The organism is Acinetobacter calcoaceticus, assembly GCF_900520355.1.
In the GTDB taxonomy this organism is placed as follows: Bacteria; Pseudomonadota; Gammaproteobacteria; order Pseudomonadales; family Moraxellaceae; genus Acinetobacter; species Acinetobacter calcoaceticus_C.
In genome coordinates, this window is sequence record NZ_LS999521.1 from 2,342,295 (window position 1) to 2,368,206 (window position 25,912).

Consider the following 25,912-nt stretch of genomic DNA (forward strand, 5'->3'; position numbering starts at 1 on the left):
TTTAAGATTGTTATATTCATGAAAGTAAAATTGCTCATCCTTTCCGAGTTTGTGTCTTATTAAGTCAATGATTGCAAACAATATATAATTTAACAATTAATAAATATTTGATATATAAACATTTAAAATCAATTATTAAGATTAGGTATAATAAATAATCTGTCGTTTAAATTTTAAATAATTGCTTATTTTATTAATCACAATTTAAAAATATTATTATTTGTTTATATAAACCAATCTTTTATTTTTGCAATTGACCCGCTTTAATGCTCAGCTTATCATGCTCCGGCTGACCTATTTTGTCAGTCGGTTTTAGCAGATCGTCTACCTAAGTGCACTAAAAACACGTTTTTTGGTGTGAAGCCCCTCGTGCCTTTGACGGAGGAACGGGAGTGGGACACCTTCGGGTGTGCTGGTTTCTTAGGTATCAGTCTGCTAACCCTCTTTCGTTTCACCACCATAATTAATAGCAGTGATTGGGCGCAACTTCTTTTATCAAGGAGTCTCTAATGACTATTATTTTATATCATTTTATTTTTCTTAAACTTCATTATCTTAACGTTCAGCTTAAAACACTTTTAAAGAATTCCTCTCATCTTTTTACTTATCCACACTTTCATCTTTACACGGAAAAAATCTCAAGATTTAACCCTAGCTAAAGATTAGTCCCCTCTATAAGCATAACTTAACGATAACAACAACCAACGAAGAGCAATAGTGATGTTTTTTTCATATCGTATTGTTTTAGTGTGCACCCTATTAATAAGTTCTATAAGTTTATTAGGTTGCAGACCTATTAGTAAAAACGAATTCAATACCCATTGTATGTGGTCAGGCCGTGCGCTCTCACAATGCAATTGTATTTATAACGCTTTAGAAGAACATTATTCGCCACAATTTGTAGAAAACCTACCAAAAGTAAGCTTACAAAATATTGATGCGGATATGAACTTTGTGGAAACCATGAATGAAACAATTCACCAATGTCAGTTAAGTGCAAGAAAAAGCCAACCTAACTGATATTTGCATGCTCTACCAAGAAATCTAAAAAGACCCTTACACGTTTAGGAACATATTTATCATGGCCGATCCAGACAGCATGAAATTCTTCAGAAGCATTAATATTCCAGTCTTCAAGAATTTTAATTAACTGCTTTTGTTCTAGCGCTTTTCGAACTTGGAATTCATTTAGCTGTGCAATACCAACACTGGCAAGTGCTAACTGCAAAATCGCCTCTCCATGATTTACTCTTAAAACCTGAGTAGGTATGAGCGTGATTTCTTGATCCGCTTTTTTAAACAGCCATGTCTTATTTTGGCGCTGATAACTTACGTCTAAAAGCTGATGTTCAGATAGTTCATCTGGATGCTGTGGACAGCCATATTGTTCAATGTATCTGGATGAACATACATAATGTTTATGAGTACTCCCCAATGAGCGAGCCACCAAATTGGAGCTTTTTAAAGGTCCGGTGCGAATTGCAACATCAATTCTTTGCTCAACTAAATTAATGACTTCATCACTTAAATGAGCCTCTATTTCGATTTGTGGATAGCGCTGATTAAATAAAGAAATACACGGCAACAAAAAATGGGTCCAATATGAAAGGCTGGTATGTATTCTTATTCGCCCTTGAGGCGTGTGATTTGCCGTAACAGATTGTTCGAGCTCGTCTAGCTCACTGAGTATTTGAAGACCCTGCTCATAAAACTGGCACCCTTCACTTGTGAGCTGAAACTGACGTGTTGAACGATTCAGTAATCTTATGCCAAGTCTTTTTTCGAGCCGAGCAATTAATTTACTGACAGCAGACGGCGTCATGTCGCATGCTCTTGCTACAGCAGAAAAGCTTCCTAACTCGACCACGCGAATAAAAATTGCCAGCTCGCCAGATCGATTAATATCAAAATTAGCCATAACAAAATTTATCTATGAATTATATTCACAAATCTTATTCCGCTTAGACCGCTATAACAAGCCACTCATTTGTTTCAAGATGACTCTAATTCGTTTTAAAGGATTCACGAGATGAAACTTTATAAATCCGCTTTATTGTCTTTAGCCTTATTTTCTACCGTAGCACAAGCAGAGGTACAAACGAGTCAATGGGTCACCAGTTGGTCTGCTAGCCCACAAATAGTTTGGGATAAGAACTTTATTTTCCCTACTCATATTCCTGAGCAATTATCTAACCAAACAATCCGACAAATCAGCCAAATTAGTTTAGGTGGTCAATCAATTCGATTGGTATTTACCAATCAATATGGAAACGAACCGCTTCATATTAAAAAAACAACGGTCGGGCTAATGAATGGGAAAAATATTCAAGCAAAAAAACTTTATCCTGTTCATTTTTCTGGACAAGCCACAGCCGAAATTTTGCCAGGTAAACAGCTTTTGAGTGACCCAATTGCCCTGCCTGTTCCTAACCATAGTAAATTGTTAGTAAATACATTTATTGAAAAGCCCACCCATTTTAAAACTTTCCATTGGGATGCTAAACAAACGAGCTGGCTCATTGCGGGAAACCAGACAGATAATGTCGTTACGCCCCTCAATGCTCAAACAACAACAGCAAGGTTGTTACTGTCGGCAATAGAGGTGAAGCCCAAACACAAAGCTCATGTGGTTGCAGTCATTGGAGACTCAATTACCGATGGTGCTACTGCAACTTTAGATGCCAATAGTAGATGGACTGATTTTTTAGCCAAGCGTTTATCACCTCATCAAGTGGCCGTGATTAATAGTGGAATTTCAGGAAACCGACTACTCACAGATGGTATGGGCGACAGTGCTTTAAAACGTTTAAAAAATGAGATATCCCAATATTCGGGCATCAAAACGTTAATTGTTCTGGTGGGTATTAATGATATTTCATGGCCGGGTACAGCTTTTGCTCCTAAACAAGAAATACCGTCTTTTGAAGCATTAACTCAAGGCTATAAACAACTTGTGAGTGAAGCACATCGTCAGGGTATTCAGGTGATTGGGGCAACCCTACCACCTTTTGCAGGTGCGCTACCTAACACCCCTTTAGACAATTATTATCAACTTGATAAAGATCAATTACGTAAAAAAATTAATGATTGGATAAGAACCAGTCAGACATTTGACGGCGTACTTGATCTTGATCAAGGTCTGAAAGATCCGAAACATCCTGATCGATTAAGCCCGATTTATGACTCAGGTGATCATTTGCATCCCAATGATCGCGGTAATCAACAAATGGCAAATCTGGTTCATTTAAACTTATTACTTAAGAAATAAAATGTAGGTACAGGTAGGTATTTTCCCACCTGTACCAGTTTTTATTAACCGCCCTCTAGTTCAGCAGTAATTTTTGGTGCAATGGTTGGTCTCTCAATAGCATGTCGTCTCAACATCATGACTGCTAAAAAAGCAAGAATTGCAGGAATTGCGATCATCACAAAATTCATCGTATGTGGCAATTCCAATCCTAATAACATTCCCGTTAAGATTGGCCCAACAATTGCCCCAATTCGGCCAACACCGGAAGCACAGCCAATTCCAGTAGAACGCACACTTAATGGATAATATTGAGCAACGTAGCTATAAAGAAGAATTGAGGTACCAATGGTTGCAGCTCCTGCAACAGTCACCAAACCATATAAAACATAGGCTGGTGAGTTAAAGCCTAAACCGATTAATGCCACAACACCCGCTAGCAGCATTACCATAATTACAGGTTTTAAATGGAATTTATCAGAAAGAATACCACCAGCGATCGAACCGATCATTGCACCGACATTTAGGGCAAATAGGAATAAAATACTCTTTCCGAGTGAATACCCTGCGGCAAGCATGAGTTTTGGTAACCAGCTACTTAAGGCATATACCATGAGTAAGCACATAAAGAAAACTAACCAAAACATGAGTGTATTGAATGCGCGGCCTTGTTGAAATAATCCTTTTACAGAACTACCTGCTGGAACATTATCTTCATTAAGCACTAACTGCGTATTGATCGTCATGGTTTGTTCAGGTGAAATTTTTTGAATAATGCGCTGTGCTTGTTCCGTTTTACCAGTTTTAACCAAAAAGGTTAAAGACTCAGGTAAAAACTTCCATATAACAGGCAGCAAAAATAAAGGGATGCCTGCAATCAAAAACATAATTTGCCATCCCTGACTTTCAACCAAATAACTGCCAATCAATGCTGAAAGAATCCCCCCAATGGCATAGCCACTAAACATGGTCCCCACTAAGGTACTGCGTATACGTTTGGGTGCATATTCTGATGTGAGTGCAACTAAATTTGGCATGACTCCACCAATGCCTAGTCCCGCTAAGAATCGAAGCACCCCAAACTCAAGTGGGCTTGATGCAAAAGCACCTAAAAAGGTAAAGCCACTAAAAAGAGCGACACAAATTAAAATCACATTTTTACGGCCTATTTTGTCTGCCAAAGTTCCAAAGAACATTGCTCCAAACATCATTCCGCATAGAGCCGTACTCGCTAACATCCCTGCTTGTACAGCCGTCAATGACCACTCTTGCATCAGCAAAGGTAGCACGACACCATAAATAACCAGATCATAACCATCAAAAATAATAATTAATAAACACCAAAGCAAAATACTCCAGTGATAAGATCTAAATTTGGCCTGATCAATAATTTCATTTACATTTAATTTAGATGTTGGCATTTACTCACCTCCTGTGAGATAAATTCATATTCAATTTTTTAAAACGACATACTGCACCCTAAAGAAAAACAGATTATTCAAGGTTTTATTGAATTAATTAAAAATCGTAACTCGCCATCATGTTAAAGCGGTTATCAGTCCCGTTACGGCCATCAAAAGTTTCGCGTTCGCCATAAACATATTCGACACCCAAAGTAATTGGTTTGTAAGGGTTATAAAGTGCATTCACCCAGCCCTGCCAAAGTTCTTTGTTTTGAGTCGTGCTAGTGCGTTGTAATTCGGCAAAACGGTTATCATCTTTGGCTTTCATATAGCCATAACCTAAGGTTGAACGAATTTGTGGCGTAAACTGATGAGTTATGCCCAATGAAACAGTGTCAAATTCATTGTTATGTATATTGTTTTGATCATCTATTGCATAGCCACTGTTACTCCATAGTAGGAAACGTCCATCTCCTTTGACATGGTAGTAATCCGCTTTCAGCAAAGTATCTGGCGTAATCTGATATTTCCCCCCTAGGCCTACACCCCAAGCCACTTCTTCATCATTATTGGTTCTCTTTTCAGCCATAAAACTACGACCTGATAGCATTGAACCATTGGTAAATTTATGATTTAAGCGCCCTACCAAAGCAGGTAAACGCATTTTATTATCAGGGTCTGATGTAGCGGTATATTTCGGATCTTCAACCGATATTGCAAAGCTTGTATTCGCACTTAAGTTGTCGCTATAGCGAACCAGCGGTGATCTTAATAATGCTCCACCTACAAATGTGCCTGCATCAATCGTTTCTGGATAATATTCTGGTGCAATAAATGTCGACCACGTTTGACCGATAAGCCATTTATCAAAAGTTAAATAAGCATGGCGTATACGGAACTGATCACGAGTGGCTGCCCCAAAGAAGTCCATTTCTAACTTTCCACCCACATCACCCACGGCTGTTGGAGTTTTAAAATTCAACCCAAAGCGTGTCACATTAACTGTGCTGTGCAACTGGTCTTTTTGAGCAGATTCTTCAGGAGTATTTTCGAGTGGAACCCCGCTAATGTTGTTATACATCGTAGATGCGCCCTTCATTTGATAAGAAGCATCTGCCCGTATATATCCATAGAGGTTAAATTCTGCACCAGACTTAGTTAACCCTTGCTGTATTGGCTGCGCAGCTTGAGGAGTTGCAGAAGTTGCTAGTTCAACTCGTCCTTGCGATAAAGATTTTTGAGCTTGTATATTTGCTTGTAGCATAGCTCGTAGTTCTTTCACTTCTTGTCGAAGTTGTTCTATTTCAGGATCTGTTTGAGCTGCAAAGGCAGAAGACACAAACAGGGTCACAGAAACCGCCAATAGGCTTTTTTGAACCGTTGTATTTAAAGCATTTATCATAAAACTTTCCTTTTTTGATCTTTAAATTGACTCAAAGATCTCGACATCCTTTTTGTTATGTAACTATTTAGATAGGTCCTTGAAAATTTGACTTTCTTTCTCAAGAAAGACCTTCCATCATATTTTTTAGACAAAACCTCCCTAAAGCGGCATTAGGACCACTTTTTAATTTGTTTTAAGTAAAGCGAGTTCTTCTATTTTTTTCAGTTTTCATATTCTCTTCCTCATTGAGAATATTTAGGTGTTAAGACAACATTCCTATGTCTCTACTGGCATTATTTTTTTGCAATAAAACCCTGATAAGTCAGAACCTGTGCATAAGACTGCACGCTTTCAAAGCCAGTCTTTTGCAAAAGTTTTATATAACCTTCTGTGGTTAGGCTAAAAAAGTCTTGAGCCATACGCTCTAACATTTTCTGGCATTGTTCCTCAGTTAAGCCTTGTGCCAAGCATAAATAACGTAAAGCTTGAAGCTGCTGAGGGTTTATACACGTCATTAAATCGTAGGTGAGCAAAACAGCATTTTCTTTTAAGCGATCATAAATATCTTTAAAGAACGCAGGTTTTATATCATCAGCAATAAAATGCGCCACAAGAATAGACAGTGCAGCATCAAAGCAATTTTCAAGAGGCAAAGCTGAAGTTTCCCCATGTACAAAAGTCACTTGTGAAGATTTACCTAAAAGTTCAACCTGTTCTTGGGCTTTTTGAAGCATCATTAAAGATGGATCAACTGCTGTAAATTTCCAGTTCGGATGTCTTTTAAGTAAATATTCGAGTTCATAACCTGTGCCACATCCCACAATTAATATGTGAGAGTTCGGTTTCAACACTGATTGCAAAATGGCATCCACCTGTTGATGGATCACTTCATAACCCGGAATTAATTTACGGATATGCTCATCATATCCTTCGACTACTTTTGGGCTATTAAAGTCTTTTGCCATTTTGTTTTATCCTCTATTTAAACTGCCTTTCAATTTATAGTTTGCTGCATTTTGACTGGGCTTTTGGCTTGTTTAGTCAAAGACATTTCCTGTCAAATTAAGTTCAGCACGCATAATTTCTTGTAACTTAAACTTTTGGGCTTTGCCTGAAGCAGTCATTGGAAATTCATTAAAGAATCGGACATAGCGCGGCACTTTATTATGGGAAATATGCTCTTTACAGAATTGACGAATACTATTTTCATCAATTTGATGATGTTCATGCAAAATAATACAAGCACAGAGTTCTTCGCCATATCTCGCATCTGGCAAGCCTATTACCTGCACATCGCTCACATCGGGATGGGTATATAAAAAGTCTTCAATTTCTTTAGGAAAGAGATTTTCCCCACCACGAATCACGACGTCTTTAATACGACCTTTAATTTTAATAAAGCCGTCTTGGTCCATTTCTGCAATATCACCCGTATGCATCCAGCCAGCTGAATCAATGACCTCTTTTGTCTTTTCTTCTTCGCCCCAATAGCCAGCCATCACTGAATAACCACGAACACATAGCTCGCCCAAAGTTCCTTGCTGAACAATCTGTCCTTCTAAATCGACAATTTTAATTTCAACATGCGGATGAACATGCCCAACTGTACTTACTCGTTTATCAATTGAATCATTTACCGAGCTTTGTACACTGACTGGCGAGGTTTCAGTCATGCCATAACAAATCGTGATTTCAGACATATGCATTCGGTCTATGACCCGCTGCATAATTTCACGTGGACACGGGCTGCCTGCCATGATGCCCGTTCTTAAACTCGATAGATCAAACTCATTAAACTGTTCGTGTTCTAAGGTTGCAATAAACATGGTTGGTACGCCATATGCTGCCGTACAACGTTCTTGATGAATCGCTTTTAACGTTTCTAAAGGATTAAATACCGCCGATGGATAGACCATGGTTGCCCCATGTGTAACGCAGGCCAAATTTCCCATGACCATGCCAAAACAATGGAACAATGGCACAGAAATACAGACTTTATCTTGAGGGGTTAAACGAATCCCTTCGCCAACAAAGTAACCATTATTTAAAATATTATGATGGGTCAACATGGTCCCTTTGGGGTTACCCGTTGTACCTGAGGTAAATTGAATATTAATGGTTTCATCGAACTGGTGTTGCTTCGCTAATTGTTTTAATTGTTCAAGCTGCTCGGAGTTTGGTGTTGTAACTAAATCGCTAAAACGATGAATACCGATATGTTGCTGGTCATCAATTTTAATGACAAATTTTAAATGTGGCAGTCGTTCTGAACTGAGCACTTTATCAGAACTGTTGGTTAACTCAGGGGCAATTTTTGTGAGTAATTCTTGGTAATCGGTGGTTTTGAATTGAGAAGCAATAATCAATCCTTTACATGAGACTTTATTCAACACATATTCAAGTTCATGACTTTTATAAGCTGTATTAAGATTGACTAAAATAATGCCTGCTTTAAAAGCTGCAAATTGGGTAACTGTCCATTCCACACAGTTAGGCGACCAGATGGCTAACCGATCTCCTTTTCTTAATCCCAATTTCAACAAGCTACAAGCAAAGGCATTTACTTCATCCTGTAAAGCTTTATAGGTTAACCGTCTGTTTTGATGAAAACTGACAATTGCTTCCTTTTCTGCATATTGCTGACAGGCCTGATCAAATTGTTCACCAATGGTCATACCCAATAAGGGCTGTGTGCTTGGTCCCGAGGCGTAGCTTAACCGTTCTTGTTGCATTGAATCATTCTCCTTGATTCTTTGTAATTCTCTTCGTACCTGATCTAATTGTTGTTACTGCAACTACTTTTCCAAACCGCCTACTTTGTAATGTTTATCCTTTATATGCCCTATTTCTTCTGCACAGCATCCACACAAAAGTCAGCAATCTGTTTTGAAAAATAGTCTTTGTGCGCATGATCAAACTTTGTATTTTGAGCAGGATCAAGGGGTTCAACGACCACGTAGGTCATTGCACCAACAACACAAAGTGCTGCTGTATTTAAATCATCCAAGATAAACTCACCACTTGCATTTCCATCTGCAAGTATTTTTTTAATACTTTGTTTAATCAACTGCTTCACACGAAAACGCTCATGTTCAACCGATGAATCTACAGGTTCAAACATGAGTGCATATGCAAGCTGAGGACTATTGAGTGCCCGTTTTACAAAAGTTGCCACAGCCTTATGTAATTTCTGTTTTGCCGATAAGTCAGTTTCGGTAATCGAATCAATCACCAATAGTTCTGTGTTAATGGCCTCAGACAAAACCTCAATGAGCACTTGGCTTTTATTATCGAAGTAGCGATAAACCAGACCACTTGATACACCCGCTTGCTCTGCAATTGTTTGTATTTGTGCGTCTTTAAACCCTCCCTCTGAAATTAATTTTCTGGCTGAACTCAAAATCGACTTACGATTTTGCTCCATCCGCTCTTGCATTAAAGATGATCGTTTATAGCTCATAATTTATTCTCTAACAAATAAAATGAATTGTAAATCATTTTATGAATCTGTATTCACTTTTTTAAAAAATCATTGTATGGTACATATCAAATACCCACAAAATATTTTATGGACAACAAATATAACCAATAGGATGAAAATATCATGAACCTCCGCAGCTTGAATTTCGGTCTAGATGAAACTTTAATTGCGCTTCAAGATTCAGTAGCCGCATTTTGTGCAAAGGAAATTGCACCAATTGCCCAACAAGTTGATCAAGACAACAAATTCCCTGCACATCTCTGGAAAAAATTCGGAGATATGGGCCTTTTAGGTATGACGGTTTCTGAAGAATATGGCGGTGCCAATATGGGTTACTTAGCTCATATTATTGCCTTACAAGAAATTTCTCGTGCTTCGGCAGCCATTGGCCTCTCTTACGGTGCTCATTCTAATTTATGTGTAAACCAAATTAATCGAAACGGTAACGAGCAACAAAAACAGAAATATTTACCAAAACTGATTTCTGGCGAATATGTAGGTGCCCTTGCTATGTCTGAACCCAATGCTGGTTCTGATGTGGTTAGCATGAAATTACGTGCTGAGCAAAAAGGTGATCATTTCGTTTTGAATGGTTCAAAAATGTGGATCACAAACGGCGGTGATGCAGATGTACTTGTAGTTTATGCAAAAACTGACCCTAAAGCTGGTGCAAAAGGTATGACTGCTTTTCTAGTTGAAAAAGACATGAAAGGCTTCAGTCATGGTAACCATTTAGACAAACTTGGTATGCGTGGCTCTAACACTTACCCCCTGTTTTTTGACAATGTAGAAGTGCCTGCCGAAAACGTACTTGGTGGCGTGGGTAATGGTACAAAAGTACTCATGAGTGGTTTGGACTACGAACGTGCGGTTTTAAGTGCCGGACCTTTAGGAATTATGGATGCCTGTTTAGATGTGGTGATTCCTTACTTACATCAACGTGAACAATTTGGTCAGGCTTTAGGTGAATTCCAGCTCATGCAGGGCAAACTTGCCGATATGTATTCAACGTGGTTGGCATGTAAAGCATTAGTTTATGCGGTTGGTGCTGCTTGTGACAAAGCCGACCATGACCGCAGCCTACGTAAAGATGCTGCAAGTGCCATTTTATATTCTGCTGAAAAAGCCACATGGATGGCAGGCGAAGCAATCCAAACTTTGGGCGGTAACGGTTACATCAATGAATTCCCTGCTGGTCGTTTATGGCGCGATGCAAAACTTTATGAAATTGGTGCTGGGACCTCTGAAATTCGCCGCATGCTGATTGGCCGCGAACTATTTAATGAAACCAAATAATAATTATAAATAAGGACGCATCTTATGAACCAATTACAAAGCAAGATTAATGTTCGAAGTGAAGACTTCAAAACAAACCAGCAAGCCATGCAAACATTGGTCACAGATCTAAAACAAGTTGCCCAACGTATCGCTTTAGGTGGTGGTGAAAATGCCCGTCAAAAACATTTGGCTAGAGGGAAACTTTTACCTCGCGAACGTATTGATCAATTGATTGATGTCGGAACGGCATTTTTAGAAATTGGTCAATTGGCAGCGTACAATGTTTATGAAGATGATGTTCCTGCTGCGGGTGTGATTGCAGGTATTGGTCAAGTGAACGGCATAACTTGCATGATCGTTGCCAACGATGCAACGGTTAAAGGCGGAACGTATTACCCTCTTACAGTCAAAAAGCATTTACGTGCACAAGAAATTGCCGAACAAAATCACTTGCCTTGTATTTATTTGGTGGACTCGGGTGGTGCTTATTTACCAATGCAAGATGAAGTTTTCCCAGACCGCGATCACTTTGGGCGTATTTTTTATAATCAAGCACGTATGTCGAGCCTAGGTATTGCCCAAATTGCTGTCGTAATGGGAAGCTGTACCGCAGGTGGTGCTTATGTACCCGCCATGTCTGATGAAACGATTATTGTGCGTAATCAAGGCACCATTTTCTTAGGCGGCCCTCCTCTGGTAAAAGCTGCGACTGGCGAAGTGGTGAGCAGTGAAGACTTAGGTGGTGGTGATGTACACACACGTCTTTCAGGTGTGGCTGACCATTTAGCAGAAAATGATGAACATGCGATTGCGATTGCACGGAACATTGTCGCGAACTTAAATAAAAAGCCAAATGATTTAAACAAGCAAATTGATGAACCACTTTTTGACGCATCTGAACTCTATGGTGTGGTGCCAAGTGACGCACGTAAACCTTTTGATATTCGTGAAGTGATTGCACGCATTGTAGATGGCTCTCGTTTTGATGAGTTTAAAGCACGGTTTGGCTCAACACTGATTACTGGTTTCGCTTCACTCTATGGTATGCCAGTCGGCATTATTGCCAATAACGGAATTTTATTTTCCGAGTCTGCACAAAAAGGTGCGCACTTTATTGAACTGTGCACACAGCGCAATATTCCTTTGTTATTCCTTCAAAACATTACGGGCTTTATGGTAGGTCGCCAATACGAAAATGAAGGGATTGCCAAACATGGCGCTAAACTGGTGATGGCTGTTGCCACTGCAAATGTTCCTAAAATAACGCTTATTATTGGCGGTTCGTTTGGTGCGGGTAACTACGGCATGTGTGGACGCGCTTATTCACCACGCTTTTTATGGACTTGGCCGAACTCTCGTATTTCAGTGATGGGCGGCGAACAAGCAGCCAGCGTACTTTCAACCTTAAAACGCGATCAAATTGAGCAAAAAGGTGCCGAGTGGTCAGCTCAGCAAGAAGATGAGTTTAAACAACCAATCCGTGAGCAATACGAGCGCCAAGGCCATCCATATTATGCTTCTGCCCGTCTTTGGGATGACGGTGTAATTGACCCAGCTCAAACCCGTCAAGTACTTGGTTTAAGCCTTGCTGCTGCAATGAATGCTCCAATCCAGCCAACCAAATTTGGCGTGTTCCGCATGTAAGAGGTGTATATGAGCTATCAATTTTTACAACTCGAACAACAAGGTCAAGTTGCCTATGTTTGGCTAAATCGCCCTGAACTACACAATGCCTTCAATACCACAGTGATTGAAGAGCTACATGCCTGCTTTAATCAAATTAATACACGTGATGATATTCGTGTTCTGGTTTTAGCGGGTCGTGGCAAAAGTTTTTCGGCAGGTGCTGACCTGAATTGGATGAAACAGGCAGGTCAAGCATCTTCAGAAGAAAATGAAGCAGATGCTCTAAAACTCGCGCAAATGTTAGATGCACTTGCAACGCTTAAACAGCCAACTATTGCCCGTGTTCATGGCATTGCCTTTGGTGGCGGTATGGGCTTGGCATCGGCTTGTGACATTTGCATTGCCAGCACTGATGCCAAGTTTGCAACCTCTGAAGTGCGTTTAGGCCTTGCGCCATCTACCATTAGTCCCTATGTGATTCGTGCGATTGGTGCAAGACAAGCCTCTCGTTACTTCTTAACTGCTGAACGTATTTCGGCCCGTGACGCCAAACAAATTGGCTTGGCACATGAAGTCGCAGATGCGGAAGACTTAGACAGAAAAGTTCAAGAAATTATTGATGCTCTATTACTCGGTGGCCCGCACGCTCAAGCGGCATCAAAACAACTCATTCAAATGGTGAGTAACCAGACAATGAGCAATAACTTGCTGCAACAGACAGCACATCATATTGCTCAAGTCCGTCAAGGTAGCGAGGCAAAAGAAGGTCTGAGTGCCTTTTTAAATAAACAACAGCCTGCTTGGGTTTCTAACTCAAATAACAACAATTAAGGACAATCATCATGTTTGAAAAGATTTTAATTGCGAACCGTGGTGAAATTGCCTGCCGTGTGATTCGTACCGCAAAAAAACTGGGTATCGCAACAGTTGCTGTTTATTCAGATGCAGATGCAAATGCACAACATGTCAAACTTGCAGATGAAGCGATTTATATTGGTCAGTCGCCTGCTACTCAAAGTTATTTACAAGCTGACCGCATTATTCAAGCTGCCATTGACACAGGTAGCCAAGCGATCCATCCAGGCTACGGCTTTTTATCCGAAAATGATCAGTTTGCACTTGCTTGCCAGCAACACAACATTTGCTTTATTGGCCCACCAGTCGATGCCATTTTAGCAATGGGCTTAAAAGCGACCTCTAAAGCTTTAATGGAAAAAGCAGGCGTCCCTTTAACACCGGGTTATCACGGAACCAACCAAGATGCCGACTTTTTAAAACAACAAGCAGACCAAATTGGCTATCCAGTTTTAATTAAAGCCAGTGCTGGCGGTGGTGGCAAAGGCATGAGTTTGGTTGAGCGCAGTGAAGATTTTCTGCATGCCTTAGCCTCGTGTAAACGTGAAGCCAAATCAAGTTTTGGTAATGATGATGTCTTGATTGAACGCTATGTGATTCAACCGCGTCATATTGAAGTACAAGTGTTTGGTGACACACATGGCAACTATGTTCATTTATTTGAGCGCGACTGCTCTGTGCAACGTCGTCACCAAAAAGTGCTAGAAGAAGCCCCTGCTCCACAAATGCCGAGCGAAAAGCTTGATGCAATGCGTCAAGCTGCAATTGATGCTGCTCGTGCCGTAGATTATGTCGGTGCAGGTACGGTCGAGTTTATTGTGGAACAAGATGGTACGGCGTATTTCATGGAAATGAATACCCGTTTACAAGTCGAGCACCCAGTGACTGAAATGATTACCGGTGAAGACTTGGTTGAATGGCAACTTCGCGTAGCTTATGGCGAACCTTTACCAAAACTACAGAACGAATTGCAGATTCACGGGCATGCGCTCGAAGCACGAATCTATGCCGAAGAACCTGAAAAAGGCTTTTTACCTGCAATTGGTAAAATTGACTATTTGCACTACCCAACTCAAAACCAATATGTGCGTGTAGACAGCGGTATTGTTGAAGGCGACGAAATCACGACGTATTACGACCCTATGATTGCCAAACTCATTGTATGGGGTAAAAATCGTGAAGCTGCACTCATTCAAATGCAACATGCCTTAAGTCAATTCCATGTTGACGGTTTAGGGAACAACATTGCATTTCTTGAAAAGATTGTTCGCAGCGACTCATTCAAACAAGTCAAGCTTGATACCAACCTGATTCAACGCGAACAAAACTTCTTGTTTAGCCCTGAAGAGATCAAACCAGAACTTGTGGTGGCAGCAGCATTTATTGAGTTTTTAAGTAAACTTAACAACAACAGCTCAAGCCAAAAACAGCTTTGGCAGGCTCAACCGCTATGGCGTTTAAATATTACCTATCAGCACAGTATTAAACTGAACTATTTAAACCAAAATTTCCAAATCAAATTTGCCTCAAATGAGCACGGTTTTACCGCAGAATATAACGGACAAAGCTACCCTATTTCTGGTCAATTGATTGATTCACATACTGCCTCTGTTCAAATTGATGGTACTAAGCAAAAGCTATCTTTTAATCAAAGTCAGCAAGGCATTACGCTATTCCAAAATGGGCAAAGCTATAAGTTTGCTTATATTCGCCAAGACTTTAATCAGGCAGATAGCCAAGCCGATGAAGGCCACTTAAAAGCACCAATGCCGGGTGTAGTCACGCAAGTTCTGGTGAGTGCAAATCATAGCGTGAAAAAAGACGATATTTTAATGACGCTTGAAGCCATGAAAATGGAGTACACCATCCGAGCTCCTAAAGACGGCTTGATTGTAGACTCCTATTTCCAAGTTGGTGATCAGGTCAAAGCTGGCGATGAGCTTGTGGAATTTCAGCCTGCTCAGGAGGAAGTTGCATGAGTGAGTTTGTCAAAATTGTGGAGGTCGGCCCCAGAGACGGTCTCCAAAATGAAAAGCAGGCTTTAACAGTTGAACAACGCTTAAACTTTATTAATGACTTGATAAAAGCGGGCCTAAAATCAATTGAAGTAGGTTCATGCGTTTCGGCAAAATGGGTGCCGCAAATGGCTCAAAGTGATGAGCTATTTAAGCGGTTACCGCAGACCACAGATGTGCAATTTAGTCTGCTTACTCCAAATATCAAAGGTTTTGAGATGGCTCAAGCGGTAGGATGCAAAGAGGTTGCGGTTTTTACCGCAGCTTCTGAAAGCTTTACTCGTAAAAACATTAACTGCTCTATTGATGAAAGTTTTGAAAAATTTAGTGATGTCATGGCAGCAGCGAAAGCACATAACATACGTGTGCGCGGCTATGTCTCTTGTATTGTCGATTGCCCGTATGAAGGCGCGATTGCACCTAAGCAAGTGGTAAAAGTTGTTAAACGGCTCTATGACATGGGCTGCTATGAAGTATCTTTAGGTGAAACCGTTGGCACTGCAACGCCAGATCGAGTTCAAAAGGTTTGGCAAGCGTGCCTCTCTGAACTAGACAGCAAGGTTTTGGCAGGACATTTTCACAATACCTATGGCATGGCAATTGCCAATATTTATCAGTCCCTACAGCAAGGCATTCGCGTTTTTGATTCATCCCTTGCGGGACTTGGTGGTTGCCCTTATGCCAAAGGTGCCTCTGGCAATGTATCGACTGAAGATTTGTTCTATTTACTATCCCACATGGGGTTTGAAACTGGCATCGACTTAGAAAAACTGATGCAAGCCAGCCAAAATATTAGCAATGTATTAAACCGAAAAAGCTTGTCGAATTATGCAAATGCTTATTGGCAAACCAAGTGTGCGTAACAATAAATTCAATAATTAAAATAGCTCAGTATCTGGTATAAGGCTGAATATATTAGGCTAAGTACCAGATCATCGCGTCTACTTTCTATCTCATTCTATTCATGAATTGGGACTAAATTTCTTTATGCAATTTATTTAAAATTTTGAATTAATCTCTGTATTAAATGCCCCTCTCAACAGAAGCATTCTCTACCCTATTTTTATTCTAATCCGTCTTATTCTTCATCCTTTTCTAGCTTAGTCCTTAAAAAATTTATCTTATTATTTATAAAAATAAGATGCATCCATTTCAATTCTTGGCGAAATATATTCTTCCACCCAATCCAACCATGCACGTGTTTTTGCATCAATAAAATGGCGTGAAGGCAATAAGGTATAAACCCCAATATCGGGCGAACGCCACTCTGGCAAGATATGGCATAATCTTCCATTCTGAACTGCCTCTAAGGCCGAAAACATCGGTAATAAGGCCACACCCATGTCCTGTTGCACCACATCTAATAATAACTCTGGGTTATCTGCAATGAGTTGCCCGCCAATATCAATTTGATAAGACTCACCATTTGCATTTAACAAGTGCCAATCTGCTGTAATCGATGGGTTTACCAAGCGTAAACAGGCATGATTTTTTAAATCTTCTGGTGACTCAGGTTTTCCATGTTTCTCTAAGTACGCAGGTGAAGCACATAAAACAGAAAAAATAGTGCCTATTCTGCGAGCAACAAAGCGGGAATCTGTTAAAGATTCAGTGAGATAGAGACTTACATCCACCCCTTTCGCCAACAGATCTGGAACGTACTGCGATGTCGTATATTCAACCGTTAACTCTGGATAATTTTTGCAAAATTCGGCCATGACTGGAAAAACATAGTGATGCCCAAAGCTTCCCATGCTTAATACACGTAAACGTCCTTTAGGTTTTGAAGCGGTTCCAGCGACTTCTGATTCAGCCTCATCCACCATTGAAATAACTTGACGACAACGTTCCGCATAAGCCGCACCAATATCGGTCAGTGCCTGCTGGCGTGTCGATCGTTGTATGAGTTTTGTACCTAAGCGTGTTTCTAGCTCGCTGATAAGACGTGAAACCTGTGCTGTGGTCAGATCCATCTGCTCAGCTGCTGCCGTGAAACTCCCGCTATCAATCACTTTCAGGAATGCATGCATTGCATGCAATAGTCCACCATCGAGATTTTTGCGCATAACGTAAATATCTTTTCCTAAATTACGGATTGTTGCACCAGTTTAGATCAACCACAATGACTAAATGTACATACATTGGCACTAATTCTTTTTAAGAAGAGGAACCGATCTTTTTTTTATTTTGTATGTCACTTGCTCCAAATATTCAACTGGATGTTGAAAAAAGAAAGTAGTTCGAACTACTAAAAATTCTAAGGAGATATAAATGAACATCGCTACAAAAGTCACTCCAAATATTATTGCAACAAAGGATGTGTCACTTGAAGATAAATATATAAGTGATAACGGTACAGCATATATGACTGGCATTCAGGCGCTTGTTCGCTTGCCTCTTGCCCAGACTCGCCGTGATGCAATCAATGGCTATCATACTGCTGGTTTTATTTCTGGTTATCGCGGTTCCCCTGTTGGTAACTATGATAGTTTCCTTTGGCAAGTTGAAGGATTACTTAAATCCCATAATGTCGTATTTCAACCTGGTGTAAATGAAGACTTAGCTGCTACTGCAATTTGGGGCACCCAACAAGTTAACCTTTCAGGTCAAGGCAAATATGATGGAGTGTCTTCTTGGTGGTATGGCAAAGGCCCAGGTGTTGACCGTTCAGGCGATGTGCTCCGTCATGCTAACTTAGCTGGTACCTCTGAACGTGGTGGTGTGGTTGCCTTATTTGGTGATGACCACTCATGTAAATCTTCTACAATCCCTCACCAATCAGAACATGTCATGATTGGTTGCGGTATTCCAATTTTTTATCCAACATCCGTTCAACAGATTTTAGATTTTGGTGTTCATGCCATTGCAGTTTCACGTTTTTCTGGCCTATGGTCTTCAATGAAACTGGTCAGTGAAATTGTGGAAACTTCCGCTTCAGTTCATGTTGATCTAAACCGAGTCACCCCAGTTATACCAGAAGATGTCGATTTCCCTGCCGACGGCGTTAATATTCGTTGGCCAGACCATGGCATTCAACAAGAAGAACGTCTTTATAAATATCGCTTACCTGCTGTTTTGGCCTATGCCCGTGCTAATAAAATTAATACCGTAACATGGCCTTGTGAAAATGCCCGTATCGGTATTGCCGCAAGTGGTAAAGGTTATTTAGATACAATTGAAGCCTTACGTATTTTAGGTATTGAAGATGAAACTGCCCAACAGCTTGGGCTACGTGTTTACCAAGTTGGAATGATTTGGCCTTTAGAACCTCAAGGTGTTCGTGAGTTTGCAGAAGGCTTGCAAGAACTGATTGTCATTGAAGAAAAACGTCCAATTATTGAAACACAAATTAAAGATGAGCTTTACTCACTTCCTGATGGCAAACGCCCACATGTGATTGGTAAAGCAACTGATGGTAAAGGTGAATGGAGTACCTCTATTGAAGAAGCACCGCTCATTGGTCACTATGAGTTTCAACCTGAACCTATTGCAAAAATGCTGGCTACTCGCTTCTTAAAACTAGATATTCCAGAAAACTTAAAAGTACAAATTCAAAATAGAATCGACTTATTACTAAAAGCAGAGCAAGAATCAAAACGTGTTATTGATCTTGCCGAGCGTAAACCTTATTTCTGTAGTGGGTGCCCACATAACTCATCAACTGTAGTCCCTGAAGGTAGCCGAGCACTGGGTGGTATTGGTTGTCACTATATTGCTGTTTCGCTTGACCGTGGTACCGAAACCTTCTCTCAAATGGGCGGTGAAGGTGTAAGCTGGGTGGGTGCATCGCACTTTACTAATGAAAAACATATTTTCGCGAACCTTGGTGATGGAACCTATTTCCACTCGGGTTACTTAGCAATCCGTCAATCTATCGCTGCAAAAACTAATATTACCTACAAAATCCTCTACAACGATGCTGTCGCTATGACGGGTGGTCAACATGTAGATGGGCATTTGAGCGTTGCACAATTAACTCGCCAACTCGATGCCGAAGGTATTAAGAAACAAGTCATTGTGACTGATGAAGTTAAACTGTTAAACGAAGAAGATGGTATTGCACCAGGTGTAGAAATTCGCCACCGCAATGAACTCGATGCTGTTCAACGTGAATTGCGTGAAGTTTCGGGTGTTACCGCTTTAATTTATGTACAAACTTGTGCAAGTGAAAAACGCCGTCGCCGTAAACATGATGCCTACCCTGACCCAGCTGAGCGTTTATACATTAACAGTGATATTTGCGAAGGCTGTGGCGACTGTTCGAAAAAATCAAACTGTTTATCTATCGAACCTGTAGAAACAGCTTTAGGTACTAAACGTCAAATTAACCAAAGTAGTTGTAATAAAGACTTCACTTGTGCCGAAGGGTTCTGTCCAAGTTTTGTGACGGTTCATACACGTGATATGAAACGTCCAGCAAAATTTGAAGGAATTGGCGCAGGCTGGCCGACATCACCAATCATTCCTCAGTTATATGATGTTCCAAGTCGTATTATGGTCGGTGGTATTGGTGGTACAGGTGTTGTAACTATTGGTGCCCTCCTTGGTATGGCAGCTCACCTCGAAGGTAAAGCAACACGTGTTATGGACATGGCTGGACTTGCTCAAAAAGGCGGTACGGTTTATTCATATGTACAACTTGCAGCAAGTGATGATCAAATTTCCTCTACCAAAATTCCGGCAGGACAATGTGAATTACTCATTGGTGCCGATGCCGTAGTCGCGGGTGGTAGTGCAGCTCTTTCTCGCTTAAGAGATGATGCTTTAGTCATTGTTAATGAAGACAGCACGCCTACTTCTGAATTTATTAAATCTCGTGACTGGTTTGCACCGATTACCGATTTAATTGATCGTCTTCGTGGTCATGTTCATCAAGGTCAACTGGTTTCTCTACCAGCAGCTCGTATTGCAACACAACTAATGGGCGATGCAATCTATACCAACCAGTTATTACTAGGTATGGCATGGCAATCTGGCCGCATCCCGCTATTACGTGAAAGCATTGAAAAAGCAATTAAGTTAAATGGTACGGCAGTTGAAAAGAACCTTGAAGCTTTCCGTGTGGGTTGTCACCTTGCAAGTGATCCAACTTTAGCTGCACGTTTACTCGCAGCAATGCCAAAAACCAAAACACCGCAAACCTTGGCTGAACTTATTGAAGACCGCTCTGCTCGTCTGACAGAATATTGGAATGACGCTTACGCAACTAAATACCGTACCCTTGTAGAACTGGCTGCTAAAAAGTTACCAGAAGAATTAACCGGCACCATCGCAACTCAGTTATACAGAGTCATGGCGTATAAAGATGAATATGAAGTTGCACGTTTGTTAACAGGCAAAAGCTTCAAAGAATCGATTGAAACACAGTTCGGCAAAGGCTTACGTTTAACATACCATCTTGCTCCACCAGCGTTACTCGGTGGCCTGAAAAATGTGCGTAAACGTGCGTTTGGTTACTGGATGCGTTTCCCAATGATGATGCTTGCTCGCTTGCAATGGCTCCGTGAAACTTTCCTCGACCCATTTGCGCGCCAAGAAGAGCGTCAACACGAACAAGCATGGCGTGACCGTTACATCGCATTTGTTGAAGCACTTGTTGAAGCTCCAGAAAATCATAACTTGGCTGTTGCTGAAGAAATTGCAAAATTACCAGCAGAAGTACGTGGTTATGGACATATCAAAATGAAAGCAATGGACGCTGCAAAAGTACGTTGGGATGAACTTACACCAACACTGATTAAAGTTCGTAGCTAATAAATTGCTTAAAAATTAAAACTCGAAATAAAAAAGTCATCCTCAGGGATGACTTTTTTATGGATTCAAATATTTATTTGGTCATCTTACGTAAAGTCAAAATCTGCTCGCTTCTTCCAAATGGGCCATAGAGGTCATGTAAAACTGCACTTGTTAAGCCAATGCCATCCGATCCATATTGCTGAACAGTTTCCAAACCTAACCATTTACCTTGCGGATAACGATGCATGTGAATTTGCAAATCAAGATTTGGAAACCCCCACGTAAATTCACCTTCTTGTCTTGGTACAATTCCGTTTGCGGTATCCACCATTCCAATTAAGTGTGCGAAATCTGTGGTCGGCTGCCCTTCAACCATTTCTTTATCATTATTTAGCCAAACAATGCCTTTACCTGCTCGATGCTGATCATTAATTTTTGTCACTAGTGTTTGAATAAAACCACCCGGCCATCTTTTCATACCCTTCCACTCTGTAAAAGAGTCTGGATGATGAACTGGCTGATCTTCAAGCCCAGCAATATCGGAACTGTCTTGAGTACACATTCGCCATGCTCTGGCAACAATACAAGTTTTACCTTGTGCTTGCATTTCAGCTTCAATCAGCTCAATTGTTTTTCCGGCACGAATCACTTGGGTCTTAATTGTAAATTCACCAAATGCAATAAGACCGAAAATATCAAAACTAATTCGACCAATTCGCATATCTTGTCGTGGTGAAAACTGCTCTAACTCTGCTGCGATTACGCCACTTGCAGGTGCCATGTGCTGTTCATGAGGATTCCAAGCTCCTTGTGCATGAACAGTTGAGCAATAATGAGCAATAACTTCACCTTGAGGACCAATGGTTCTATTCAGTAATTGATAATAAGCATTCATGATTTTCTTTCCGTAGTCCTTATCCAACATCAATATTTGATGAAAATTCACGTTTTAATGCTTATGTTAACCCTCTATTTCTTTGGCTCAACTGGTTTTTCCTACCAAAAACTCATGAGTCTAAAGTTACAAATTTAATCAATGGGTAAAATTCCACATGAAAATCCCACCCATTGATTCTCAAAAACTACTATTTACTAGAATGCAAAAGCCTCTTGATCAAGCTCCATAACAGATTCAGCCCCCGACTCAATTGCAGCTGCATGGCTTTGGGTACGATGCAAAAGTTTTTGATAGAAAAACTTAGCTGTACTTAGTTTCGCTTTATAAAAAGCTTCCTCTTGTGTACTCGCCTCTAATTTTTCATGGGCAACTTGAGCCATTCGAACCCAAAGATAGGCAAACACGACGTAACTCGAAAAATAAAGATAATCTACAGAAGCAGCACCAATTTCTTCGGGGTTGTGCTTCGCTTTTTCGGCAATTGTTTTAGTGAGCGATAACCATTGTTGCTTAAGTTCACCTAATTTTTCTAAATAAGGTTTCAGCACTTCATTGGATTGATATTGAATAATGAATTGATCAATTAGATCCGTCATATTCTTTAAGAGCTTGCCTTCCGACTTTAGAACTTTGCGTGCAAGCAAATCTAAAGACTGAATTTCGGTTGTTCCTTCATACAATGTTGAAATGCGGGCATCGCGTACAATTTGCTCCATTCCATGCTCAACAATAAACCCATGCCCACCAAACACCTGAACACCATGTTTTGCAGACTCATTACCAGACTCAGTTAAAAACGCTTTAGCAATAGGCGTTAAAAAAGCCAGTAGATTATCGGACTGTTTTTGCTGCTCCTGATCGGCTGAACTTTCAACAATGTCTACATGTTGAGCTAGAAAATAAGCCAGCGCACGTCCACCTTCAGCAAATGCTTTTTGTGTCATTAACATTGAACGCACGGCAGGATGCACAATAATCGGATCGGCATTCTTTTCTGGATATTTTGGACCAGATAATGAACGCATGGCGAGTCGCTCTTTGGCATAACTTAACGCGCCTTGAAATGAAATTTCAGAAGCAGCGAGCCCTTGTACTGCCGTGCCAATACGTGCCGTATTCATAAAGGTAAACATACAATTAAGCCCACGATTTTCCGGACCAATCAAATAACCTTGAGCACCATCAAAATTAAGAACACAGGTGGCATTTCCGTGAATACCCATTTTATGTTCAATGGCACTACAGACGACCTGATTGCGATCTTGCAAATTACCTTCATCGTCTACATTAAATTTAGGCACGATAAACAAAGAAATACCTTTTGTGCCTGCGGGTGCCTGAGGTAATCGAGCTAAAACAATATGAATAATATTTTCAGAAAGATCGTGTTCACCTGCCGATATAAAAATTTTTTCTCCAGTAATAGAGTAACTACCGTCTGGATTTGGTTCAGCCTTGGTTCTAATTAAACCGAGGTCTGAACCTGCATGTGATTCGGTTAAACACATGGTTCCAGTCCAGATTCCACTAATTAACTTGGTTAAAAATTTCTGCTTTTGCTGTTCTGTTCCATGATGTTCAATTGTTCTCATCGCACCATGAGATAAACCTTGATACATTGCCCAAGCCCAGTTAGAACCACACAACATTTCAGAAATCGCAATGCGTAATAGCGTTGGTAAGCCTTGCCCACCATATTCAGGGTCGGCGGTTAGTGAGGTAAACCCAAGTTCGGCATATTTTTGGTAGGCTTCTTTAAAACCTTTTGGTGTAGTCACCACGCCCTGATTTAAATGACACCCTTCTTGATCGCCATTTTGATTAATAGGTGCCAATTCATTTTCACAGAAATCTGCCGCTGCCTCTAAGTATTGATCAATTAATTCTCGATTTACACTTTCCTGATATTTGCTTAAACGTTGGTAGTTCTCTTCTGTTTGAAGCATTTCATGCAGAACAAATTGCATATCACGTAATGGAGCTTTGTATAAAGGCATAGTTTTTCCCTTTCACTTCACTGTCTGTTTCATGCAGGCAGATATGTTTTTCCTTGAATAGACTTTTATTTTTTCAACTCCACCAAAATATCAAAAAATTTCTTATAGCAAAACTAGTTTTCACTATTTTCATAAAATTTAATAAGTAAAAACATCCATTAAATATTTAAAATATTGTATTTAAATAAAATTATTAAATATACGGGTATAGAAATAAAAAATTGATTGTTATTTTAATTTTGTATTGCAAAATATTATTCCGTAAAAAATCAATTTATAGTATTGTTATTACATTGCTTAATCATCCAAGGACGATTTATGGATAGCCCGAAATACACAGGTCTTGAATTTTTAACAGCTTTAAAAAATGGCGAAGTTTCTCCATCGCCTATGGCTCACACCATCCCTATGCAACTAGTAGAAGTTTCCGAAGGTAAAGCCACTTATAAAGTTACCCCTAGAAAAGAACATCGAAATATACAAGGCGGTGTACATGGCGGCTTTTGCGCTACAGCTTTAGATACTGCTACCGGAAGTGCTGCGCATACTTTACTCGAACATGGTGTTGGTTATGGGACTATTGATTTGAATGTAAAGATGATTCGTCCCATGCAAGTTGATACGTCGTACTACGCAAAGGCCGAGTTGATTAATGCGGGGCGCAATATTATTAGTACCGAAGGTAAAATCGTGGATGAAAACGGAAAAGTGTATGCTTTTGCCACAGCCACATTAATGATTATTCAAAAATAAAAGTCGTGTTAAGCTCCTCCTTATGGAGCTTTTTCTTGCTTGGCAATTTTGTCCATTTCATAGAAATCTAAGCGATCAATCATAAAACTCACAATGGCTAGACTTATACCTAAAGCTACACAGGCTTCCCATCCCCAGTGTTTCCACGCATAAACTGCAATAAAAGAACCCAAGGCTGCCCCACCGAAATAGAGCGTCATATAAATTGAGTTAATGCGAGAACGAGCCTGCGCGGAAATTCTATAAACCAGATTTTGGTTGAGTACATGAAATGCAGACAGCCCAAAGTAAGCCATAATTACGCCAACCGCATAGGCCACTAAAGATTGCTGTGCAAAAAATAGTGGTATCCATGCAGTAATTAATAAGGCCATGCTAACCAGTGCAACTTTATTCTCAAGTCCCGCTGCAATTTTCTTACCCGCCCACGGTGTGGCAAACACCCCAGCTAACCCGACAATTCCAAATAGACCAATTTGGAAATCATTAAAATGATAAGGAGCATTGGCTAAAAGGAATGTCATGGTTGTAAAAATAAGTGCCAAAATACCAAAGCCAATTCCACCAGCAAAACCACGGCGAAGCAGATGAGGTTGATGCGCCGCTAATGAAAACAATGAACTGTAAATTTGTAGAATATTGAGTTGATGGGATTTACGCGCAACCGGCAATTTTGACCACATGATCCAAGCAAAAACCAAAATGACGATGCCACTAATTAAATAAACGGCATGCCAAGACCAAACCGTAGAAAGTAAACCTGCAATAGAGCGCGCCAATAAAATTCCCAAGAACAAACCACTCATGAGAGTCCCAACAACTTGCGGGCTTTTTTTCGGACCTGCCAAACCTGCGGCAAATGGAACCAAAACTTGAGTTGCAATAGAAAAGAATGTCGCTAAAAAGGTAAAGCCATATAAGACTGGCAAGGTTTGGCTAAAAGAAAGCCCAACTTGTGCAAGTCCCGTACAACACATGAGCAAACAAATATAACTACGTTTTTCAAAGAAATCACCGAGTGGTACCAATAGAAACAGACCTACTGCATAAGACAGTTGTCCAATCACAATGGTTAAAGCCACTTGCTCAGCATTAGCCTGCAAGGCTTTGGCAATTGAATAAATTAAAGGCTGGTTATAATAGTTCGAGCCCGCACAAATCCCGCATGTCATCGCCATGATAAAAATAAAGCTTTTTGACAAAATATTGTCTGCATCGGGTCGAACTATTTTTTCCATT

The 25,912-nt window shown here is 40.3% G+C and carries 19 protein-coding genes; 9 read left to right on the forward strand and 10 right to left on the reverse strand.

Annotation, left to right across the window (positions count from 1 at the left end; all coding sequences use genetic code 11):
- The first annotated feature begins 717 nt into the window (after window positions 1–717).
- Window positions 718–1,020 (forward strand): hypothetical protein, encoded by a 303-nt coding sequence (locus AC2117_RS19055; RefSeq protein WP_171253674.1) that lies wholly within the window; start codon window positions 718–720, stop codon window positions 1,018–1,020.
- Here AC2117_RS19055 and AC2117_RS11255 read toward each other — a convergent pair.
- Window positions 1,013–1,918: a LysR family transcriptional regulator gene (locus tag AC2117_RS11255; RefSeq protein ID WP_133974139.1), complete on the reverse strand. Its 906-nt coding sequence runs from the start codon at window positions 1,916–1,918 to the stop codon at window positions 1,013–1,015. The two genes, AC2117_RS19055 and AC2117_RS11255, sit on opposite strands and share 8 nt — an antisense overlap.
- A gap of 111 nt (window positions 1,919–2,029) precedes the next feature.
- Here AC2117_RS11255 and AC2117_RS11265 point away from each other — a divergent pair, with 111 nt between their 5' ends.
- Entirely contained in the window at window positions 2,030–3,268 is a 1,239-nt protein-coding gene (locus AC2117_RS11265) for an SGNH/GDSL hydrolase family protein (RefSeq protein WP_133974142.1), read from the forward strand.
- A 44-nt stretch (window positions 3,269–3,312) separates the two neighbouring features.
- Here the strand turns inward: AC2117_RS11265 and AC2117_RS11270 are convergent, their stop codons facing one another.
- The 5 genes from AC2117_RS11270 to AC2117_RS11290 form a co-directional block, all read right to left on the reverse strand.
- Window positions 3,313–4,668 carry an MFS transporter gene (locus AC2117_RS11270; protein WP_133974144.1) on the reverse strand — a complete coding sequence of 452 codons (1,356 nt, stop codon included), beginning with the start codon at window positions 4,666–4,668 and terminating at the stop codon, window positions 3,313–3,315.
- 97 nt (window positions 4,669–4,765) lie between these two features.
- On the reverse strand, window positions 4,766–6,049 hold the full coding sequence (locus AC2117_RS11275) for a DcaP family trimeric outer membrane transporter (protein WP_133976333.1): 1,284 nt from the start codon (window positions 6,047–6,049) through the stop codon (window positions 4,766–4,768).
- A 278-nt stretch (window positions 6,050–6,327) separates the two neighbouring features.
- Window positions 6,328–6,999 (reverse strand): class I SAM-dependent methyltransferase, encoded by a 672-nt coding sequence (locus AC2117_RS11280; protein ID WP_133974147.1) that lies wholly within the window; start codon window positions 6,997–6,999, stop codon window positions 6,328–6,330.
- A gap of 72 nt (window positions 7,000–7,071) precedes the next feature.
- Window positions 7,072–8,766 carry an AMP-binding protein gene (locus tag AC2117_RS11285; protein WP_133974151.1) on the reverse strand — a complete coding sequence of 565 codons (1,695 nt, stop codon included), beginning with the start codon at window positions 8,764–8,766 and terminating at the stop codon, window positions 7,072–7,074.
- Window positions 8,767–8,876: 110 nt separating this feature from the next.
- Window positions 8,877–9,494 (reverse strand): TetR/AcrR family transcriptional regulator, encoded by a 618-nt coding sequence (locus AC2117_RS11290; protein WP_227549194.1) that lies wholly within the window; start codon window positions 9,492–9,494, stop codon window positions 8,877–8,879.
- 144 nt (window positions 9,495–9,638) lie between these two features.
- Between AC2117_RS11290 and AC2117_RS11295 the strand changes: the two genes are divergently transcribed.
- Genes AC2117_RS11295 through AC2117_RS11315 form a run of 5 tightly spaced genes read left to right on the forward strand, consistent with a single transcriptional unit; the run spans window position 9,639 to window position 16,152 of the window.
- Window positions 9,639–10,811: an isovaleryl-CoA dehydrogenase gene (locus tag AC2117_RS11295; protein ID WP_133974153.1), complete on the forward strand. Its 1,173-nt coding sequence runs from the start codon at window positions 9,639–9,641 to the stop codon at window positions 10,809–10,811.
- 24 nt (window positions 10,812–10,835) lie between these two features.
- Window positions 10,836–12,437, forward strand: a complete 1,602-nt coding sequence (locus tag AC2117_RS11300; RefSeq protein ID WP_133974155.1) for a carboxyl transferase domain-containing protein — start codon at window positions 10,836–10,838, stop codon at window positions 12,435–12,437.
- A 9-nt stretch (window positions 12,438–12,446) separates the two neighbouring features.
- The gene (locus tag AC2117_RS11305) at window positions 12,447–13,250 is read left to right on the forward strand and encodes an enoyl-CoA hydratase/isomerase family protein (RefSeq protein ID WP_133974157.1); all 804 of its coding nucleotides are present in this window, start codon (window positions 12,447–12,449) and stop codon (window positions 13,248–13,250) included.
- A gap of 11 nt (window positions 13,251–13,261) precedes the next feature.
- The gene (locus AC2117_RS11310) at window positions 13,262–15,253 is read left to right on the forward strand and encodes an acetyl/propionyl/methylcrotonyl-CoA carboxylase subunit alpha (RefSeq protein ID WP_133974159.1); all 1,992 of its coding nucleotides are present in this window, start codon (window positions 13,262–13,264) and stop codon (window positions 15,251–15,253) included.
- Window positions 15,250–16,152 (forward strand): hydroxymethylglutaryl-CoA lyase, encoded by a 903-nt coding sequence (locus AC2117_RS11315; RefSeq protein WP_133974161.1) that lies wholly within the window; start codon window positions 15,250–15,252, stop codon window positions 16,150–16,152. The genes AC2117_RS11310 and AC2117_RS11315 overlap by 4 nt, the downstream gene beginning before the upstream one ends.
- Before the next feature lie 261 nt (window positions 16,153–16,413).
- Here AC2117_RS11315 and AC2117_RS11320 read toward each other — a convergent pair whose 3' ends face one another.
- A complete protein-coding gene (locus AC2117_RS11320) occupies window positions 16,414–17,355 on the reverse strand; it encodes a LysR family transcriptional regulator (protein ID WP_133974163.1) in 942 nt (313 codons plus the stop codon).
- Between the two features lie 205 nt (window positions 17,356–17,560).
- On the opposite strand from AC2117_RS11320, the gene AC2117_RS11325 reads away from it, so the two are divergent.
- Window positions 17,561–21,043: an indolepyruvate ferredoxin oxidoreductase family protein gene (locus AC2117_RS11325; RefSeq protein ID WP_133974165.1), complete on the forward strand. Its 3,483-nt coding sequence runs from the start codon at window positions 17,561–17,563 to the stop codon at window positions 21,041–21,043.
- Between the two features lie 73 nt (window positions 21,044–21,116).
- On the opposite strand, the gene AC2117_RS11330 is transcribed toward AC2117_RS11325, so the two are convergent.
- Together AC2117_RS11330 and AC2117_RS11335 are read right to left on the reverse strand one after the other, a co-directional pair.
- Window positions 21,117–21,920, reverse strand: coding sequence for a thioesterase family protein (locus AC2117_RS11330; protein WP_197730908.1), 804 nt, complete (start codon window positions 21,918–21,920; stop codon window positions 21,117–21,119).
- Between the two features lie 197 nt (window positions 21,921–22,117).
- Window positions 22,118–23,920 (reverse strand): acyl-CoA dehydrogenase C-terminal domain-containing protein, encoded by a 1,803-nt coding sequence (locus tag AC2117_RS11335; protein WP_133974167.1) that lies wholly within the window; start codon window positions 23,918–23,920, stop codon window positions 22,118–22,120.
- 303 nt (window positions 23,921–24,223) lie between these two features.
- Between AC2117_RS11335 and AC2117_RS11340 the strand changes: the two genes are divergently transcribed.
- Window positions 24,224–24,673, forward strand: a complete 450-nt coding sequence (locus tag AC2117_RS11340; RefSeq protein ID WP_133976336.1) for a PaaI family thioesterase — start codon at window positions 24,224–24,226, stop codon at window positions 24,671–24,673.
- 20 nt (window positions 24,674–24,693) lie between these two features.
- Here the strand turns inward: AC2117_RS11340 and AC2117_RS11345 are convergent, their stop codons facing one another.
- A complete protein-coding gene (locus AC2117_RS11345) occupies window positions 24,694–25,911 on the reverse strand; it encodes an MFS transporter (RefSeq protein WP_133974169.1) in 1,218 nt (405 codons plus the stop codon).
- Window position 25,912: the final 1 nt, after the last annotated feature.

Coding starts and splice junctions, on each gene's coding strand:
- AC2117_RS11300 (WP_133974155.1), top strand. CDS start 10,836: ATGAACCAATTACAAAGCAAGATTAATGTTCGAAGTGAAGACTTCAAA.
- AC2117_RS11310 (WP_133974159.1), top strand. CDS start 13,262: ATGTTTGAAAAGATTTTAATTGCGAACCGTGGTGAAATTGCCTGCCGT.
- AC2117_RS11335 (WP_133974167.1), bottom strand. CDS start 23,920: ATGCCTTTATACAAAGCTCCATTACGTGATATGCAATTTGTTCTGCAT.
- AC2117_RS11265 (WP_133974142.1), top strand. CDS start 2,030: ATGAAACTTTATAAATCCGCTTTATTGTCTTTAGCCTTATTTTCTACC.
- AC2117_RS11295 (WP_133974153.1), top strand. CDS start 9,639: ATGAACCTCCGCAGCTTGAATTTCGGTCTAGATGAAACTTTAATTGCG.
- AC2117_RS11320 (WP_133974163.1), bottom strand. CDS start 17,355: ATGCGCAAAAATCTCGATGGTGGACTATTGCATGCAATGCATGCATTC.
- AC2117_RS11345 (WP_133974169.1), bottom strand. CDS start 25,911: ATGGAAAAAATAGTTCGACCCGATGCAGACAATATTTTGTCAAAAAGC.
- AC2117_RS11305 (WP_133974157.1), top strand. CDS start 12,447: ATGAGCTATCAATTTTTACAACTCGAACAACAAGGTCAAGTTGCCTAT.
- AC2117_RS11285 (WP_133974151.1), bottom strand. CDS start 8,766: ATGCAACAAGAACGGTTAAGCTACGCCTCGGGACCAAGCACACAGCCC.
- AC2117_RS11280 (WP_133974147.1), bottom strand. CDS start 6,999: ATGGCAAAAGACTTTAATAGCCCAAAAGTAGTCGAAGGATATGATGAG.
- AC2117_RS11270 (WP_133974144.1), bottom strand. CDS start 4,668: ATGCCAACATCTAAATTAAATGTAAATGAAATTATTGATCAGGCCAAA.
- AC2117_RS11325 (WP_133974165.1), top strand. CDS start 17,561: ATGAACATCGCTACAAAAGTCACTCCAAATATTATTGCAACAAAGGAT.
- AC2117_RS11315 (WP_133974161.1), top strand. CDS start 15,250: ATGAGTGAGTTTGTCAAAATTGTGGAGGTCGGCCCCAGAGACGGTCTC.
- AC2117_RS11330 (WP_197730908.1), bottom strand. CDS start 21,920: ATGAATGCTTATTATCAATTACTGAATAGAACCATTGGTCCTCAAGGT.
- AC2117_RS11255 (WP_133974139.1), bottom strand. CDS start 1,918: ATGGCTAATTTTGATATTAATCGATCTGGCGAGCTGGCAATTTTTATT.
- AC2117_RS11290 (WP_227549194.1), bottom strand. CDS start 9,494: ATGAGCTATAAACGATCATCTTTAATGCAAGAGCGGATGGAGCAAAAT.